This is a genomic window from Clostridium frigoris (assembly GCF_018861865.1).
Lineage (GTDB): Bacteria > Bacillota > Clostridia > Clostridiales > Clostridiaceae > Clostridium_AD > Clostridium_AD frigoris.
The window spans coordinates 1-14,416 of the sequence record NZ_JAHLDV010000069.1 but is presented as its reverse complement, the minus strand read 5'-3'; the positions used below and the strand labels follow the sequence as shown (position 1 = coordinate 14,416).

General features: G+C 30.5%; 14 protein-coding genes and 1 pseudogene. 5 read left to right on the top strand and 10 right to left on the bottom strand.

Going from position 1 to position 14,416, the window contains the following annotated elements; genetic code table 11:
• Positions 1 to 102: 102 nt before the first annotated feature.
• Positions 103 to 1,632: pseudogene (locus KPL37_RS17565) on the top strand (malolactic enzyme); the annotation flags it as partial.
• A 134-nt stretch (positions 1,633 to 1,766) separates the two neighbouring features.
• On the opposite strand, the gene KPL37_RS17560 reads toward KPL37_RS17565, so the two are convergent.
• Positions 1,767 to 1,961 carry a nucleic acid-binding protein gene (locus KPL37_RS17560; protein WP_216151358.1) on the bottom strand — a complete coding sequence of 65 codons (195 nt, stop codon included), beginning with the start codon at positions 1,959 to 1,961 and terminating at the stop codon, positions 1,767 to 1,769.
• 335 nt (positions 1,962 to 2,296) lie between these two features.
• On the opposite strand from KPL37_RS17560, the gene KPL37_RS20435 reads away from it, so the two are divergent.
• Positions 2,297 to 2,893, top strand: a complete 597-nt coding sequence (locus tag KPL37_RS20435) for an ECF transporter S component (RefSeq protein WP_425514049.1) — start codon at positions 2,297 to 2,299, stop codon at positions 2,891 to 2,893.
• The gene (locus tag KPL37_RS17550; protein WP_216151355.1) at positions 2,890 to 3,420 is read left to right on the top strand and encodes a DICT sensory domain-containing protein; all 531 of its coding nucleotides are present in this window, start codon (positions 2,890 to 2,892) and stop codon (positions 3,418 to 3,420) included. Before KPL37_RS20435 ends, KPL37_RS17550 begins: the two co-directional genes overlap by 4 nt.
• 253 nt (positions 3,421 to 3,673) lie before the next feature.
• Here the strand turns inward: KPL37_RS17550 and KPL37_RS17545 are convergent, their stop codons facing one another.
• The 4 genes from KPL37_RS17545 to KPL37_RS17530 form a co-directional block, all read right to left on the bottom strand.
• Positions 3,674 to 6,283, bottom strand: a complete 2,610-nt coding sequence (locus tag KPL37_RS17545; RefSeq protein WP_216151354.1) for a cation-translocating P-type ATPase — start codon at positions 6,281 to 6,283, stop codon at positions 3,674 to 3,676.
• Positions 6,284 to 6,660: 377 nt separating this feature from the next.
• Positions 6,661 to 6,834 (bottom strand): hypothetical protein, encoded by a 174-nt coding sequence (locus KPL37_RS17540; protein WP_216151352.1) that lies wholly within the window; start codon positions 6,832 to 6,834, stop codon positions 6,661 to 6,663.
• 125 nt (positions 6,835 to 6,959) lie between these two features.
• Positions 6,960 to 7,349 (bottom strand): hypothetical protein, encoded by a 390-nt coding sequence (locus KPL37_RS17535; protein WP_216151350.1) that lies wholly within the window; start codon positions 7,347 to 7,349, stop codon positions 6,960 to 6,962.
• 142 nt (positions 7,350 to 7,491) lie between these two features.
• A complete protein-coding gene (locus KPL37_RS17530; RefSeq protein ID WP_216151348.1) occupies positions 7,492 to 8,865 on the bottom strand; it encodes a DUF4317 domain-containing protein in 1,374 nt (457 codons plus the stop codon).
• 270 nt (positions 8,866 to 9,135) lie between these two features.
• On the opposite strand from KPL37_RS17530, the gene heR reads away from it, so the two are divergent.
• Both heR and KPL37_RS17520 read left to right on the top strand, forming a co-directional pair.
• Positions 9,136 to 9,921, top strand: a complete 786-nt coding sequence (gene heR / locus KPL37_RS17525) for a heliorhodopsin HeR (RefSeq protein WP_216151347.1) — start codon at positions 9,136 to 9,138, stop codon at positions 9,919 to 9,921.
• 121 nt (positions 9,922 to 10,042) lie between these two features.
• Entirely contained in the window at positions 10,043 to 10,510 is a 468-nt protein-coding gene (locus tag KPL37_RS17520) for a staygreen family protein (RefSeq protein WP_281418721.1), read from the top strand.
• Between the two features lie 99 nt (positions 10,511 to 10,609).
• Here the strand turns inward: KPL37_RS17520 and KPL37_RS17515 are convergent, their stop codons facing one another.
• The 5 genes from KPL37_RS17515 to KPL37_RS17495 form a co-directional block, all read right to left on the bottom strand.
• Positions 10,610 to 11,830 (bottom strand): hypothetical protein, encoded by a 1,221-nt coding sequence (locus tag KPL37_RS17515; protein ID WP_216151346.1) that lies wholly within the window; start codon positions 11,828 to 11,830, stop codon positions 10,610 to 10,612.
• 105 nt (positions 11,831 to 11,935) lie between these two features.
• Positions 11,936 to 12,589, bottom strand: a complete 654-nt coding sequence (locus KPL37_RS17510) for a 3-oxoacid CoA-transferase subunit B (protein WP_216151344.1) — start codon at positions 12,587 to 12,589, stop codon at positions 11,936 to 11,938.
• 14 nt (positions 12,590 to 12,603) lie between these two features.
• A complete protein-coding gene (locus KPL37_RS17505; protein ID WP_216151337.1) occupies positions 12,604 to 13,320 on the bottom strand; it encodes a CoA transferase subunit A in 717 nt (238 codons plus the stop codon).
• A 168-nt stretch (positions 13,321 to 13,488) separates the two neighbouring features.
• Positions 13,489 to 13,596, bottom strand: coding sequence for a helix-turn-helix domain-containing protein (locus tag KPL37_RS20430; RefSeq protein ID WP_425514048.1), 108 nt, complete (start codon positions 13,594 to 13,596; stop codon positions 13,489 to 13,491).
• Between the two features lie 146 nt (positions 13,597 to 13,742).
• Entirely contained in the window at positions 13,743 to 14,135 is a 393-nt protein-coding gene (locus KPL37_RS17495) for a zinc ribbon domain-containing protein (RefSeq protein ID WP_216151335.1), read from the bottom strand.
• Positions 14,136 to 14,416: the final 281 nt, after the last annotated feature.

The following is a 14,416-nucleotide window of genomic DNA, read 5'->3' as shown; positions in this document are numbered from 1 at the left end:
AATATGTATCTTTGAATCCAATAAAAGAAGAAGAACTTCTTATTATAGAAGAGTCATCGTCATAAAAATGTTAGAAATAGAAATTGCGACAACTATGTTGACAAACTCCGACAACAAGTGGGGCAAACCTACGGACAATTTTTAAGTAAAACAAATGATTTAGAAAAAAGAATTTTCTTAATGAATATTTTTAATACAAATCGTACACTATTTTATAAATTGATGTGTGATCATATCGTAGAATTTATGCCAATCGTTTATGATCCAACTGTTGCAGATTCAATTGAACAATATAATGAACTATTTGTAAAACCACAAGATGCAGCTTTCTTATCAATTAATGAACCAGAAAATATTAAAGAAAGTATAGAAAATGCAGCAGGTGGTCATGATATTCGTTTAATCGTAGTAACAGATTCTGAAGGAATATTAGGTATGGGAGATTGCGGAGTAAATGGTGCGGATATAGCTATTGGTAAATTGATGGTGTATACTGCAGCAGCTGGTATCAATCCTAGTCAAGTGTTGCCTGTTTCTATTGATAACGGAACAAATAATAAAGAATTACTCAATAATCCACTTTATTTAGGAAACCGTCACAAAAGAATTTATGGTAAAAAATATTATGACTTTATTGATCAGTTTGTTAAAACTACTACCAAACTATTTCCTGAATTATTAATTCATTGGGAAGATTTTGGTCGCTCAAATGCTGCCACTATCCTAGAAAAATATCAAGATAAAATTACAACATTCAATGATGATATCCAAGGAACAGGTATTGTTGTTTTAGCAGGCGTATTGGGTGCATTGAACATTTCTAAAGAAAAGTTAGCTGACCAAGTTGTAATGACATTTGGTGCAGGTACTGCAGGTGTTGGAATTGCAAACCAACTACTAGATGAAATGATTCGTCAAGGAGTACCAGAAGAAAAAGCTCGTAAGCATTTCTATATGGTAGACAAACAAGGTGTGTTATTTGAAGATACAGAAGATTTAACGCCTGGTCAAAAACCATTTGTTAGAAGGCGCTTAGAATTTGCAAATGCAGATGAATTAACTAACTTGGAAGCAGCAGTCAAAACAATTCATCCTACAATCATTGTTGGTACTTCTACTCAACCAGGTACATTTACTGAAAAAATCATGAAAGATATGGCGGCTCATACTGCTCGTCCAATCATTTTCCCATTATCAAATCCTACAAACCTTGCTGAGGCAACAGCAGAAAATTTGATTAAATGGACAGATGGTAAAGCTTTAATTGGTACAGGAATTCCTGCTGAAGATGTTGAATACAAGGGAGTTACGTATCACATTGGTCAAGGAAACAATGCGTTAATGTATCCAGGGTTAGGTCTTGGAATTATTGCTTCAACTGCTACTCGCGTGAATAGTGAAATGTTATCACAAGCAAGCCATGCTTTAGGAGGAATTGTTGATTCTAGTAAACCAGGTGCAGCAATATTACCACCTGTAGCTAAATTAGCTGAATTCTCACAAATAATAGCCGAAATTGTAGGTCAAAGTGCAATAGATCAAAACCTAAATTGTGAACCGATTTCAGATATCAAAAAGGCAGTAGCAGATGCTAAATGGGATCCTAAATATGTTCCATTAGAAATAAAATAAAAGTATAAAAAAAGGACCTGTTGCTAGATTTCTCTAACCTCAGGTCTCTTAATTCTTGTACTGCTTCTATTTTTCTCCAAAAATATTCTACCATATTTTTATGTTCATTGTTCTAAACTATTATATATTTTTAGTTACTTAACAACATCTTTATAGTTATCAATATAAAAAATTACACAACCACAATTAGGACAAACTGCTGCGTGAGGTTTACCATACGTAGCATTTAAAAAGAACTTGCCTTTTTTTGAAATTGTAATTCCACCATAAGATTCCACTTTGAAATCTTCTATCATTTCAGTCTGACATTGATTACATATTTTTTTCATCTTATAATCCCCCTCATGAATCTATTAACTATCTTCATTTTATATCACTATCGCACCAATTCATTATACAAGTTCGTTATAAAACATATATTTAACTATAACATAATTACTATAAATTATGTATATTTACAACGGTTTAAAAATGTGTAATAGCATCAATATATAACCTTCACATCATTAAATATGGGGATAGTTTTTTTATCAGCGTCGATATTTTGGTAATAATTTAATTTATTGCAATATTTAGTTTAAAAAGTTATAATACAAATGTTATAACTTCTACACTAACGGTAGAGTTTTGTTAAAAGAATTCAAAATACAAAAGAAAAAATTGTATTTTCAAAGGGGGTGAAAATATTAAAAGATACTCTACAAATCAAATAGTAAGGATAGCTATGTTTAGCACTATTTCTTTTATACTAATGTTCATAAGTACTAGTCTACCTATGTTTCCTAGTTTTTTAAAGGTTGACCTAAGTGAAATACCTGCGGTTATTATGTTGCTAACGGGTGGAGTCTACGAGGCAGTATTTGTTAGTCTAATAAAAAACATTTTACATTTTCCGTTTTCATTAACAGCTGGTGTTGGTGAATTAATTAATTTTATAATATCATTTTCTTTTATTATACTTATTTATTTCTTTAATAAAAAAAATAAAAAATTAAAAATAAGTCTATTGTTTGCTACAATCATAATTGGTATTCTATCTGCATTCATAAACTACTATATAATGTTTCCATTATACAGTACCTTATTAGGAGTTAATAAACAAATGATTCTTAGTTTAGCGGCCTCTTTCAACCCGTTTATAAGTAATTTAAGTCTATACCTTACTTTAATTATTATTCCATTTAATCTAATTAAGTTTACCATCGTCTCAGTATTATGCTATAATTTACTACCTAAAATTAAGGGAGGGTTAAATAAATGAATAATTTTTCAATTTATGAAGAAATATTTAAAAGTAGTAACGAAGATTTCATCAAAATGTCTAATAAAGAGTCGGACAAAACACTTTCTATACCAAACATTAAATATGAATCCAAAGTTGCAAATTTAGCAAAAATGTGTTTTTTGATGGAAAGCGTAGTACTAAATAAAAAAAGAGAAGGCACCATATATGCAGGTTTTCAAAAAATATCTAGAGCAAGTAAAATTTGGGATAGATTTCTTCAAATGGCTGATAATGTAGATAAAATATATATATTTGGAGAAAAAGATACTACACTAAAGTCCCACCGTAATATAGAGTTCATTTATTTACCTCACAATCATAAACTAATAAAAGAATGGTTTTTAGTGATGGATATAAAATTTGGTAAAAATATGATGGTGGCATATGATTTAGATGGTTTTGGAACTTTGGAGATAGAAGAAGATAGAAACTTCAAGGGTGTAAAAACTTTTAATATAAAAAATATTGATGATACAATAAAGCTATTAAAAACTATAATATAATATTTAATATATTGAATAAACCTTATTAATTATTTTATAATTAATAAGGATAACCTATAAAACACAAAAATATAAGAAGAATAATTTAAGATGAAAAGGTAAATATTGTGATGAGCAGTAGTTACCTTTTATTTTGGTTCGAGTAACGTGGGTGTCACTACTCCCTAGCAAATTCTCTTCTCTCATAAAATCCCAAGGGGGACATGATCAAATTGTAACCACAATTTGTTTTGCTAAATACCCGTATAATATATTACTTGTGAACTCTTACAAATAATAGTTTATATATTTGAATAAGAATTAAAGGCATAAATGATAGTCCATATATTATAGCACGTTGATTTAAAGTTAAAGGCGATACTTCAAAAACTCCCATTAGTGGCTTAAAGCTTAAAACAAATTCTAAAAGCAAATACCCTAATATAGTGGCAATCCATAAATATCCATTTGAGAAAACACCTATTTTAAATATGGATTCTCGAGACCTACAATTAAACCCATGGAGCAGTCTTGATAAACACAGTGTTGCAAATGCCATTGTGCTTGCAGCTAAAGTATTACCGGTTGATAATCCTATATGGAATGATGTCATTGTACCTATTGCAATGAGTAATCCTTCAATTAGTACTTCTATTGAAAATGATTTATTTAATATAGGTGAATTTATATCTCTAGGTTTTTCGTTCATTATATTTTTATTGTGAGGCTCAAGACCTATTGCAATAGCTGGGAGACTATCTGTAACAAGGTTGATGAACAGAAGGTGCACTGGGGCAAAAGGCATTGGAAGTGCTGTAAGTGAAGTATAAAGTACTGATATTACAGCAGCTGAATTTCCAGATAATAAAAATTTAATAGAATTTTTTATATTTGAATATATGCTCCTACCATTGGAAATTGCCTTTACAATGGTAGAAAAATTGTCATCCATAAGCACTATAGCAGCAGCATCTTTAGCAACCTCAGTACCCGTTATTCCCATGGCAATACCAATATCCGATTGTTTTAAAGCAGGTGCATCATTTACTCCATCACCGGTCATCGCTACAATATTTCCTCTTTCCTGCCATGCTCTTACTATTCTTATCTTATGCTCAGGTGATACCCTTGCATATACAGAAATATTCTCTACCTTAATTTTAAGCTCTTCATCATTTAAAGAGTCAAGCATGTAGCCTTCTATAGCTTCAGATTCGTTATTTAATATACCTATTTGCTTCGCTATAGCAGAAGCAGTTATCTTATGATCTCCAGTTATCATTACTGGTTTAATTCCCGACCTAATACAGTCTGCAACCGCTACTTTAGATTCTAGTCTTGGAGGATCCATCATAGAAATTAGGCCTACAAATATTAAGTCATTTTCATCTTCAATACCAATTGTTTTTCCATTTTCTATTTCTTTATAAGCAAAGGCTAAAACCCTTAGTCCACTTTGTGAAAATTCCTTATTTACTCTTTCAATTTCTTTTTTACCATCCTCAGTCAGAATTTTAACTCCATTTGATGTAATAATCCTCATTGTTCTTAATAAAAGCACATCGAGTGCACCCTTGGTTATCATAAAGGTTTTGTCTTTACGTTTATTTGCTGTACTCATTAGTTTTCTATCAGAATCAAATGGCACCTCAGAACTTCTTGGATAGTCTTTTCTAATATCCAGCTCATCTAAATCATATATTTCACCTAAGTTTACAAGTGCAACCTCGGTAGGATCTCCAATTTCCTTATCTTTAACTGTTATAGCATCATTACATAATAACGCCATTAATACAAGATTCTTTTCCAATAGCTTATCATGGTCAAGTTCATCATGAGCCAGTACTTTTTCATCAACATATACCTTTTGTACAGTCATTTTGTTCTGTGTTAACGTTCCAGTTTTATCTGAGCATATTACTGAAATACTTCCCAAACTTTCAACTGCATGAAGCTTTCTTACAACTGCATTTTCACGAGACATTTTTTGGGTTCCGATGGCAAGAACTATTGTTACGATTGAACTTAATGCCTCAGGTATTGCAGCCACAGCAAGTGATACAGCAAACATGAAAGAATCAATAATTGCATAACCTCTAAATATATTAAGGGCTAGAATAAGTGCTGATATTACAATTATGACAAAGGCTAATTTTTTTCCGAAATTGTCTAAATTAACTTGCAATGGAGTCTTTTTTTCTTTTGTACTTTCTAAAAGGTTAGCTATTTTACCTATCTCTGTTTTCATACCAATGGATGTAACTAAAATTACTGCTCTTCCATAGGTTACAAAGCTTCCCGAAAATACCATATTTATTCTATCGCCAATAGCTACATTCTCACCATTTACTAGATCAGTTATTTTTATAACACTTTCTGACTCACCTGTAAGTGAGCTTTCATTTATCTGAAGACTGTAGTTTTCAATTATTCTTCCATCGGCCCCTACATAGTCTCCTGCATCTAAATACAAGATATCTCCGACAAGCAATTCTTTTGAATCAATTTCCAGCTTCTGACCATTTCTTAAAACCTTGGCTTTTGGAGAGGAAAGGGCCTTAAGGCTTTTCAAAGATTGTTCCGCCTTAATATGCTGAACAGTTCCTAGTATTGCATTTATAATAACAACCACAAGTATAACAATTGTACTCTCAAACTTGCCAAGAAAAGCTGATATAACTGCGGCAGCTAAAAGTATTAATACTAAGAAGTCCTTAAACTGCTCTAAAAATATCTGCATGTGGCTTTTCCTAACGCCTTCAGTTAATTCATTAAAGCCTTGTTCTTCTCGCCGTTTTTCTATTTCAATGTCATTTAGTCCTTTCCCATTAACACCAAGAATTCTCATCACTTCTTCAGATGTTTGTTTATAAAATATATTCATTATTATTCCCCCCTAAATTTATGCTTACTTTATTATTACCAAAGATGTACTAGTTAACACACTAATTATAATATGTTTTTTATTATTTACTTCTATCGTGTAGATTCCTTTGGTATAGGTAAAACTTATTAATTTTAATACCGGGGTAAAAATAAAAGACTCTAAAACTGGTGTTTGTTCCAGTTGTAGCGTCTCACTAAACTTTAGAAATTATCAAATCCAAGATTTAATCGGTGGTGATAATAATATTTTGTATAATGTGGTCTGGACAGCCCCCTAATTTATAATATACATATTTTAAAGATGTGTGCCTGACCCCTTGTTAAACACCAAAATATCTATAAGTCATTAAAATCATGCCTTATAGATATTTATTTTTAGAACATATTCATTTCATTCTTCATAATAATTTCATTAACTTCATTAACTAGATCATCAGTACTTGATTGTCCCATTACTCTTGGTTCAATATCATCAGCAATTTTATTCATACTATCATCATTTGAAATACCATTACTTTTTTCTATTTTTTCTAAATTATTCTCATACATAATTTATCCTCCTTTTCACTATACAAATTACACTGTATTTATTCAATGCATTAATATTATATCCATTATGTTATAAAAATATTTTATAAAAATTGGCCACATCAAGATATGTCATTAATAATTTATTATTTTACGGTATTATCAATTTTTTTAATAGCTTTGTTAAAATAATCCTCATCTACCCCATAGCCTATAAAATACCCATTCATATGTTCTATAGTTAAATTTGCTATATTATTAAATAAAAATCCATCATAGAAATCATTTATTGGTTTAATATATTCTATCTTCGTAACCACCGGTTCATTGACACATCTATATCCATCCCATCTTAATTGAATTTCAAATTTTATATCATATGTAGCTCCTTTGATTAATTTTTCATTTAAATATATTTCTTTAAAGCTATTTTTAATCGTTAAGATTCGAGTATAATATTGTTTATTTAACTTACCTTTTGAACTTTCTAGTATTTTACATTGAATTGTTAATATCATATTTTGTTTTTTTAACATTGGTAACAGCTCCTTGTTAATTAGCAAACAGAATGGCAGCGTATGCGGTCGTATTTACTTATTAATCTTAATATATTTTATTACTTATTTTGAATCTGACTATAACAAAATACCTCCAAATAAAATAGTTAATAAAGTTCTTTTAAATTAAATTATCTATACCATTAACCGTAGTTTGTTCATTGTCATTAATAGGAATAACTATGCATTTTTGGCCATTAATTACTTGAGATTTTATTTGAGATACTTTTTCTGGTTTTACTTGTAGTATAACATCATAATCAGTGTTAACATTATTATCTTGTGCAAATGCATCTGGAACTTTCTCTAAATTAGTTTCTAAAGTTTCTTCTAAATCAGTTTCAAAGGCTTCTTCTAAAATCACATTGTCATCGTTAACTTCTGTAGACAGGTTAGTTTCATTATCTATAGTATTATCTTGCTTAACTTGATCAAGTCTTGCCTGAAGTATTTCCACTTCTTTATGAAGGCGTTCTTCCTTTTTTCTTTGCACATTTGCCTTAAGAGCCTTTGCGTCAATTAAATTTTTAGCTAAAGTGATATCATCACCAAAGTTCTCTACATAGGAATTTTCAATCAAAGTTGTAATTTCGCTTGGAACTTCACTTTCTATTAAAAGGTTTTGTATATCCTTCTTTGTTAAGCTTATAGGTTCACTATCTGCCTCATCATTTAGCTCATTGTATTCTTCTATCATAGTGCTTAGGTTTTCTTGTATATCCATAAAAATCTTATCAGCTTTATCATCACCTTCGCTAAAAGAATCTTTAATAATTGATTGGAATGTTTCCTTTTGCACCGTAGCCGTTTGTTTTGAGAGGCACCCTAGAACATCTTCCATTAATTCAGTATGTGTATCCTTCGCATTTTTTGTGTAATACATAATAGAGTTAACATCTGCACTACGATCAATAAAAGCAGGAAACACAAAACCATTAGTTGGGGACTCGACTACCCAATCTCTAATACGTGCTTTTATTTTGTTTTGCTCTTCAAAGTATCCAAGACCAGGCTCGGAAAGTGAAACTGGACATATTGCACATAACACATATTCATATACTTCTTCAGATTCATCTATCTTTATATTATCTCTAGTTTTGCTAATAACATCATAAGCATCATGAAAAAAGAGTATTAAAAAATTACCAGTGTAATCATAATTATCTATAATCAAATTATAAAGATTATCAAGATAAGCATCATCTTTTAATTGACTGTTTTTAAGCTGCATAAGCGAAATTTGTCTTTCACTTGTAAAATCTTCATCAACTTCAAAGTTAAGTTCTAAAATATTATTTCCAATAGTGCCAGACAATACTTTTTTAGCAATTTCTAAATATTTAAAGTATTCATCATCATCTAAATTTAAAAAGCTTTCTCTAAATTTTAAAATAGTATGTTTTTCTCCATTAACATAGCATCCACAAACTTTAGTGAAGGTGCATTGTTCTTTTTTAAAACGTCTTTTTAACTCAAGTATATCTTTTCTTCTCATTTATAAACTCCTCTATTTATAGACAAACCTTACGTAAATTTATAGTTTAAATGGTTTGTCATTAATATTTTTTATTTATAGCTATAATTAATATATTATCATTATTAATTATAGTATTTTTTTTACATAAAATAAAGTATATATATTAATCAATTTCTCGTACTCAATAATAATATTAATAATTAAATAATAATTATTATAAATTAGTTGAATCTTACAACAACATAGAATATAATATATCTAATAATATGTATTAAAAGGAGTTATAAAATGGAAAATAATAATAAATTGGAATCGCTTCGCAAATTTAATTTAATTATGGGATTTTTACACTTTATCCAAGGAGCACTTATGTTATTTTTTGCTTTAACAATTGAAAAGGTCATTGCCTTTAAGCTTCCAGTATATTCAAATTTTTTAAAATTTGACACTACCACAATGAGACTGGTAACTGACAATCAAAAGATATTTGATGTTCCATTTGCTATAGGTGTCTCGCTTTTTTTATTAATATCTGCACTATTTCATTTCTTAATTGTAATGCCTAAGATAAATGATGTTTATAATCGTAATATAGAAAAAGGGATGAATCCATTTAGATGGTATGAATATTCCATTAGTTCCTCTTTAATGATAACTTTAATTGCCTTATTATTTGGTGTATATGATATTGGTCTTTTAATAGCAATATTTGTTTTAAATGCTTCAATGAATTTATTTGGCCTACTTATGGAAAGAATAAACCAATATACAAAAAAGACAGATTGGTATGCATTTATATTTGGATCTATCGCTGGTTTTGGGCCTTGGATTATAATAGTTATGTATGCATTTGGTAATTCAAACTTAGATAAAGTACCATGGTTTGTTTATGCAATCTTTGCTTCATATTTTATATTCTTTAATTTATTTCCTATTAATATGATTCTACAATATTTAAAGATAGGAAAATGGAAAAACTATATCTATGGGGAAAGAGGTTATATAATCCTTAGTTTAGTAGCTAAATCAATATTAGCATGGCTTGTTTTTTCAGGTGTAATGCAGCCACAATAATATAATATTAAGATGTAAACTAAGAGTTCAATAAACTGTCTAGCTTTAAGTGCATAACAAGAACATTACAACAGTTCCCTCCATAATATATAATGTATTTATATATTATGGAGGGAAGGCTTTGAGCAAATTCAATAAGGAAATGTTACACGTTAATTTTGGCTTGGGAACAGGTGAAACAAAACCAATTATTCCTAGGAAATATACCCTTACTCATTCAGATGTTACCGGAGAATTATTTTTGACTATTGCAGCAAAATATGATTATGATAAAATCACTGACATGAGAGATGAAGTGCTGGCAGAATGGATCATGGTTAATAATGAGTACGCACTGATGGTTAATGTTATGGTAGATAAAGAAAAGAACCCAATAATGTCAGCGGTACGCAATAGCATTTTCATAAAAGAATTACCGCTAGCACTTTCGGCAATTAGATATGGAGATAGAGAATTTTTCAGAGAAAATCCATCTTTAGATAAAGCCCCTATTTATGTGAAATTTAATTCTGTATATCCTATGTTTAATCGTTTAGAACTATGGGGAACGCCAAAAGATTATAAATTACCAAATCCACTTCTCACATGAAATCCCCGGGTGAACATAACAAATTGTAACTACAATTTGTTTTGCTATTTTTTCATAAAAAAGTAGCTATTAAATATATATTTAATAGCTACTTATATATTATTTTTTAACTTGTTTAATTAATGGCCATTTGTCAAAGAAAGTGTTCAGATATAGAAATGGCATCATAAATACAAATTGTCCAGCGATTACGCCAAGAGTTGCATAACCGAGTCCCATATCATTGCCTCCAAATGGAAGCATTTTATAAACCTTCATCCATATTAATCCCATGATAGTTCCAACCACTAATACAATTGCAAGTCTTATCAAAAATCTTGATCCTGAACTTTTAATCTTATCTTCTCCAGGATAATCGAAAAATTGGTGATGCCATAAAAGAGCTGTAGTGACAATAGATAAAACCAATGAAGCAATTACAAGATCTACCGGTTGTCCGTTAAGAAGATCCATTGGCTTAAGAACTACTCTCAAAATACCTCTAATTACGAACGCTCCTACCAAAGAAATAGAGATACCAATTAAACCTTTCCATGGTTGCCTTTTTGTAAATAATTTATAAGGGTATTGCTCTCCACCTATTCCAGGGAATAAAAATAGGAATATAAAAATTTGGCAGAAGGCTAATACTGATGGCCAAGATCCCATAGGTGTAATAATTGCAGCTTCTCCACCTAATTGTAATTTTAAGAAACTAGGAATAACCATTGCCATCCATACAAGTATTGCAAAAACTGTTGTTGTCATCATAACACCAAATCCATCTAAAGGGGCAGCTATTTTACCTGCGAAAGGCCATTTCTCGAATATTGATACAATTGGAATCTGACAAATAAGTACAGGCACTGCATAGAAGTTAGCTGCAGCCCATCCTTCTGTAGCAAGTAAAACTTGTGCCCCAGTCTGAGGAATGAACATAGTAGCTAAGTTAAATGGCTTCCACCATATTCCTAAAAAACCTATCATAACAAGCATAGCTACTGCACCAAGTGAGAATGCTATAGCAGCATATCTTAACCCAGCACTAGGTTGCTTTTTACCCTTTGCATATTTACCATAGTTACCAAATAATAGAGTAAGCCATACCCATGAATTAATAGACATCCAGAAAAAAGTTCCTTCTGTAACATCTTTAATATATTGGCTTGCTGCAGCTGCATCTACTTGTGCGAGTCCTACGCTAGCCAAACTACTTATAATACCCTTTACAATAAGTCCCCAGATAGGCCATCCTATGCAAGCAATTAAAAAAGTTATAACTACTGCAACCAATCCACTAACCAGTGGATTCTTGAATCGTCTTTCTACATTAAATTCCATATAATACTCTCCCTTCATCTATTCCATAAATCCATTACAAATATATAATATCTTTAGACATGATATATACATTTATTATTAAAATTCATTCTCTATATAAGCATATTATATTTCCATTTCCTTAACATCAGTAGCTATTATTAAATCAGCATCAGTGCACTTTATTACTTCATCAACAGTTAAACCTGGTGCTACTTCGATTAATACTAAGCCCTTATCTGTAACTTTCATAACCGCTTTATCTGTAATTATAATGTCAACACATTTTGCAGCGGATAAAGGTAATGCACATTTCTTTAACACCTTTGAATTACCTTTTTTATCATTATGACTTAAAGCGGCTATTACACATTTTGCTCCTACTAAAAGGTCCATAGCGCCTCCCATACCTGGTGCAAAGATTCCCGGTATCATCCAGTTCGCAATATTCCCTTCTTGGTCACACTCTAAGGCACCCAAGGCAGTTATATCAACATGTCCTCCTCTTATTATTGCAAAGGAAAGATCCATATCAAATGTTGATGCACCTTTCAATAAAGTAATAGGGGCTCCACCAGAGTTTCCTAAATCCGGATCAGATTCTCCTATTTTAGGAGTTGGTCCAAAATTCAAAGCTCCATTTTCTGCTTGAAGTATTACTTTAACTCCATCTGGCAAATAGTTTGCAGCCATATTAGGTATTCCGAATCCTAAGTTAGCAACCATTCCATCTTTAAATTCTTTTGCGATTCTTCTTGCAATTATTTCTCTACCATCCATCTTATTAACCCTCCCTATTTCATTTTTTTAGTTCTTATCCATAAATCTTCAAAATATTTTCCTCTAGCTTCTAAAGAATCGCCTTTAACTATTATGTCCACTAATATACCCGGTGTTCCAACACTATCAGGTGCTATCTCACCTGCTTCAACAATTTCATCCACTTCAGCTATAACTAAATCAGCGGCAAGTGCCATAATTGTATTTGTTCCTTTAGTTGTACCTCTATATTGAATATTTCCAAGCTTGTCAGCTTTATAACCTTTGATTATGGCAACGTCAGCTTTTATTGGTGGATAAACCAAATATTCTTTTCCGTCTATCACCATTTTTTCTCTACCTTCTTCAAGAACAGTTCCCACTCCTGTAGGTGTTACCACTGCCCCAAGTCCAGCTCCACCAGCTCTTATGCATTCTACTACAGTTCCCATAGGTATAAATTCGACCTCTAATGTACCTGCTTTGTATTGTTCTTGGATTTCAGGACAAGTTCCAATATGTGCACCTACGAATTTTTTTATTTGTTTATTTGCAACAAGCTTACCAATATCGTGAGTTTCTCCTGGATGAGCTGATACAGCTTGAATAAGTGTAAGATCCTTAACACCAGTCTCTGCTAATGCATCTATGATTTTTAGCGGAGCACCTACACCTAAAAAACCTGCGGTCATAATTTTCATACCATCTTTAATATTTTCTACTGCTTCTTGTACTGTATTAATCTTTGCCATTTTTGTGTACACCTCCAAAAGTTTTTATAATATAATATTTAGTAATAAATAAAATTTATATTCTTGAGATCTATCCTCCTTCTTAAGGAATTTAATTGTGTTGATACTACTATTAATACTACTGTTAGACCATTTATATTCCAACTTTATTAGTAATAATAATTGATATTAATTAAGTATGTTTATTTTTACTTTTTCACAATGCCGTATGTCATATTTTTTTATTTTACACCACAAATCACTTATTGATATACCTAGTTCTTTTGCTGCTTTTATTTTAGCAAACAGAACCTAAGAACTAATACCTGAATCACAACAGGATTAAAAACAGATATTTAAACTAGCTACAGATTGTTCTCTAGCTTTACGTTACAAAAATGAAATAAGAGAAGCAAGTGAGGCCTCTCTTGTTTCATTTATATTTATAATGTATTATCATCTTCAATTAATTTCTGCATAACTCCACAATCAGGACAAAAATTGATACTAATGTTCATATCTACTCCACAATTAGGGCACTTTTTAACTCTTTTGACGTTAATTATTTTGTCCATAATTATTTTTATTTGTTCATCATGTTCAAGAATAGCTTCACATTTATGTCTGATTTCCTCACTTAATTCTGCTTTGTTAATAAAGCTGTTATAAACTACCTTGCCAATAGCAATATAAATCATATTTTTCTTTTTTTCCTCATTACTAATCTCACCATTCAATGAAGATACCTCTATTAATTCATTTGATTTTTGTACAACATTAGAAGCACTTTCACTTATTGATTTAGTGATTTTAGAAAAATTATTTTTAAGATCCATATAAAAACCCCCTTCATTCATTAAAATATAATTATATTTATATATATCGCCACTATAACTATACTCGCCAGGGTTTATTTCATGCATAATCACTTCATTATTCATTCTAAAATTAGAGAAAGCCTATCACATGCACTTTTTAGTGTCTTCTTCCAATAACAAAAAAAAACAAAAGGGGCTGTCTCAAAATGATTAAAAAATCATTTTAAGAGATAGCCTTTTTTTCTTATTAATTTTAATAAAAACATTAAAAAATTACTCTTTTAATGTTTTTTTTTAAT

Bases quoted from the DNA above. Each gene is read 5' to 3' on its own strand.
- KPL37_RS17560 (WP_216151358.1), bottom strand. From the start codon at position 1,961: ATGAAAAAAATATGTAATCAATGTCAGACTGAAATGATAGAAGATTTC.
- KPL37_RS17550 (WP_216151355.1), top strand. From the start codon at position 2,890: ATGAATAATTTTTCAATTTATGAAGAAATATTTAAAAGTAGTAACGAA.
- KPL37_RS17545 (WP_216151354.1), bottom strand. From the start codon at position 6,283: ATGAATATATTTTATAAACAAACATCTGAAGAAGTGATGAGAATTCTT.
- KPL37_RS17540 (WP_216151352.1), bottom strand. From the start codon at position 6,834: ATGTATGAGAATAATTTAGAAAAAATAGAAAAAAGTAATGGTATTTCA.
- KPL37_RS17535 (WP_216151350.1), bottom strand. From the start codon at position 7,349: ATGTTAAAAAAACAAAATATGATATTAACAATTCAATGTAAAATACTA.
- KPL37_RS17530 (WP_216151348.1), bottom strand. From the start codon at position 8,865: ATGAGAAGAAAAGATATACTTGAGTTAAAAAGACGTTTTAAAAAAGAA.
- heR (WP_216151347.1), top strand. From the start codon at position 9,136: ATGGAAAATAATAATAAATTGGAATCGCTTCGCAAATTTAATTTAATT.
- KPL37_RS17515 (WP_216151346.1), bottom strand. From the start codon at position 11,830: ATGGAATTTAATGTAGAAAGACGATTCAAGAATCCACTGGTTAGTGGA.
- KPL37_RS17510 (WP_216151344.1), bottom strand. From the start codon at position 12,589: ATGGATGGTAGAGAAATAATTGCAAGAAGAATCGCAAAAGAATTTAAA.
- KPL37_RS17505 (WP_216151337.1), bottom strand. From the start codon at position 13,320: ATGGCAAAGATTAATACAGTACAAGAAGCAGTAGAAAATATTAAAGAT.
- KPL37_RS17495 (WP_216151335.1), bottom strand. From the start codon at position 14,135: ATGGATCTTAAAAATAATTTTTCTAAAATCACTAAATCAATAAGTGAA.